The following is a 3,250-nucleotide window of genomic DNA, read 5'->3' on the forward strand; positions in this document are numbered from 1 at the left end:
ATTAGGTTGCGATTTATAGTGTAAGTAGGAAAAAGAAAAAGGAGAACTTACTTATGAAACCAACAAAAAAAGCAAGTGAAATGAGTATTCAAGAATTAGCTAGTTATATTGACTACTCGGTATTAAAACCAGAATTTACACAACAAGAAATTATCGATTTGACAAAAGATGGAGTGCAATTAGGTTGCGCTACAATTTGTGTTAACCCTGGATATTTGTCATTATTAGAACCTTATGTGAAAGGTAGTATTACACAACTTTGTCCTGTATGTGACTTCCCATTTGGGACAAGTTCAACACAATCAAAAGTAGCACAAATTGAAATTGCTGCACATTATGGTAGTGTGAAAGAAGTTGATATTGTTGCGAACTTTGGACATATTCGTAGTGGGATGTATGATGAAGTCACAAAAGATTTAAAAGCATGCGCAGATGTTGCACATAAATATGGGAAAGAATTAAAAGCGATTTTTGAAACAGATGCCTTAAATGAAGAACAAATTAAAAAGACTTGTGCATGTTGTGTTGAAGCTGGAGTAGATTTTGTAAAGACTAGTACAGGATTCTTAACAGGATTTGAAGGACATGGAGCAACTATTGAAACCATTGCGTTAATGATGAATGAAGTAGATGGGAAATGTAAAGTAAAAGGTAGCGGAGCAATTCGTACAAGAGAACATTTCTTAGCCTTAATTGATATGGGGATTGATCGTATGGGAGTTGGCTATAAATCAGTACCAGTTGTATTAGGGTTAGATAAAAACGTAAGTACAGATACTTATTAAGTAAAATATGTGGGGCATCGTGAGGGAAACGATGCCCTTTTGTGTACAAGGATTAATTATATGAAAGAATTATTAAGTATAAAAGTAGAAAACAAGGATTGTGATTTTGAACGCATAGATAGATTGCGTGATAAGATGTAAAAACGTCTTGCTAATATCTTTTCATAAAGGGCATTGCTGTATACGACCTCATTTTGATACTAAATTAATTATAATATAAGAAGATAACCAAGATAAAACTTGGGATATTGCGATAAAAAACTATAAAACGCAAGGTTTTATGCTTATGTTTGCGAAAACTGAAGAAAAAGCGTTGAATTTGTAAAATAAATCGCTTACCATGTAATAGGAAGGAAATGCCTATGTCAAAAACTACAAATGCTAGAAGAGATGAAATTAGTAAAATGGTCTTAAGTGAATGTGAAGTGAAAGTAAAAGATTTAGCGCGTATTTTTCATGTTTCTATGGAAACCATCCGTAAGGATTTAAACTATTTAGATGAACTTGGAATGGTGAATAAAACGCATGGTGGTGCTAGTGTGATGAATGAGTATTTTCAATTGCCAGTCAATGTTAAACTACAAGAAAACGTTGATATTAAACGAAGTATAGCGCGAAGAGCATTGGACTTAATTGAAGATAACAGTGTGGTTTTTATGGATGCTGGAAGTACCATGATTCAATTGGCTAAATTGTTGTCAATTAAGAAACGATTAACAATTATCACGAACTCAATTGTAGTTGCGAATATTGCCTTGGAAAGCAATCAGAATGTAATTTGTACTGGAGGAGTTGCTCAAAAACGTGGAAAATGTTTGGTTGGCTGCTTTGCTACAGATGTGATTGATTCTATCCATATTGATACGATGATCACGGGATCAGATGGATTTAAAGGGATGGATGGTCCGACGACATTTTCATTAGAAGAAGCAGATATTAGAAAACATGTGATAAAGAATTCAGAACGAAAGATTCTTATCTGCGATGCTTCTAAGTTTTCAAAAACATCAACATATCAATTTGCAAAGTTTGAGGAATACGATTATTTTGTCACAAACGAGAGTGATGAGTTAGATCAAAAGATTTTAAATCGTGTGAAGCACGTCATTATTGTATAAGGAGAATAAGAAGATGAAATTACAAATTGCATTAGATACACTTACATTAGAAGAAAGCATGGCTTTACTAGATGAAACGAAGGACTATGTAGATGTTATAGAGGTGGGAACGCCTTTTATAATAGAAGAAGGAATGCGCCCTGTAAGGGAATTGAAAAAACGCTACCCTAATTTAGAAGTATTGGCTGATACAAAAATAATGGATGCAGGTGAACTAGAAGCAGACTATGCTTTTAGAGCGGGTGCTGATATTGTAACAGTTCTTGGGGCTAGTCATGATGAAACGGTGTTAGGGGCTTTAAAAGCAGCGAAAAAGCATGGTGGAAAGATTATGATTGATATGATTGCGGTAAAGGATTTAGCAACAAGAACTAAAGAATTAGATGCTATGGGAGTAGATTTAATTTGTGTACACACAGCGTTTGATGTACAATCCACACAAAAAGGTCCTCTTGATGAATTAAAGCTTGTTAATACGTTAGTAAAACATGCAAAATCAGCAGTTGCTGGTGGTGTAAAACTTGCTACTATAGATGATATTGTGCGCGAAGGTGCAGAGGTGATTGTTGTTGGTGGAGCAATCAGTAATGCAAGCGAACGCGCAAATATGGCCAAAGAAATGAAAGGGCATATGCACTAGGATAAAATGATGAATAATAAAGAATATGGAAGTATTGTACTACGTGAATTAGAACATACACTGAGTAGTATAGATACATTGAAAGCAGAAGAATTTGTGGGTCTTATAGAAAGTGTTCAAGAAGTATATTGTGCAGGAGCTGGAAGAAGTGGTTTTCAAGTAAAAGGTTTTGCAATGCGTTTAATGCATATGGGAATTACTTCCTTTGTTGTAGGAGAAACGTGTACACCTAATATTAAAGAAAATGGATTACTTGTTATTTGTAGTGGAAGTGGGGAAACAAAATCTTTAGTAAATCATGCGAATAAAGCAAAAGAGGTAGGGGCATATATTGCTTTAATTACCATCAATCCTAACTCAAGTATTGCACAATTGGCAGATGTCGTGATTGAAATAAGTGCACCTTCTCCAAAAAGTGCAAAACAAGGAGAGATTGCTTCTATTCAACCAATGGGTTCACTCTTTGAACAATCAGAAGGATTGTTTATGGATATTCTTATTATGATGCTAATGGAACGTAAAAAAATGACTTCTGATACCATGTTTGGACGTCATGCCAACATGGAATAGCTTTAGATAGTACCAATAGAAGATGTTATTCACAAAGCAAACAATAAAGGTGAATAACTTTTTCACGTAGAAAGAGAGAACGTATGAATACAAAAAAGTACAAGAATCAAATTATGTTAAGTGTTTTATACTTTGTA

The 3,250-nt window shown here is 34.2% G+C and carries 4 protein-coding genes; all 4 read left to right on the forward strand.

The window, feature by feature from the left end; translation table 11 throughout:
• Positions 1 to 53: 53 nt before the first annotated feature.
• The 4 genes from deoC to hxlB all read left to right on the forward strand — a co-directional run bounded on the left by deoC (position 54) and on the right by hxlB (position 3,113).
• Positions 54 to 785, forward strand: coding sequence for a deoxyribose-phosphate aldolase (gene deoC, locus RSB60_RS11320; protein ID WP_332616438.1), 732 nt, complete (start codon positions 54 to 56; stop codon positions 783 to 785).
• Between the two features lie 362 nt (positions 786 to 1,147).
• Positions 1,148 to 1,903, forward strand: coding sequence for a DeoR/GlpR family DNA-binding transcription regulator (locus tag RSB60_RS11325; RefSeq protein WP_332616440.1), 756 nt, complete (start codon positions 1,148 to 1,150; stop codon positions 1,901 to 1,903).
• A 13-nt stretch (positions 1,904 to 1,916) separates the two neighbouring features.
• A complete protein-coding gene (gene hxlA, locus RSB60_RS11330) occupies positions 1,917 to 2,543 on the forward strand; it encodes a 3-hexulose-6-phosphate synthase (protein ID WP_332616442.1) in 627 nt (208 codons plus the stop codon).
• Between the two features lie 9 nt (positions 2,544 to 2,552).
• The gene (hxlB, locus tag RSB60_RS11335; protein ID WP_332616444.1) at positions 2,553 to 3,113 is read left to right on the forward strand and encodes a 6-phospho-3-hexuloisomerase; all 561 of its coding nucleotides are present in this window, start codon (positions 2,553 to 2,555) and stop codon (positions 3,111 to 3,113) included.
• The last annotated feature ends 137 nt before the right edge of the window (positions 3,114 to 3,250 follow it).

It is taken from the genome of Anaerorhabdus sp., assembly GCF_036657415.1.
In the GTDB taxonomy this organism is placed as follows: domain Bacteria; phylum Bacillota_I; class Bacilli_A; order Erysipelotrichales; family Erysipelotrichaceae; genus Anaerorhabdus.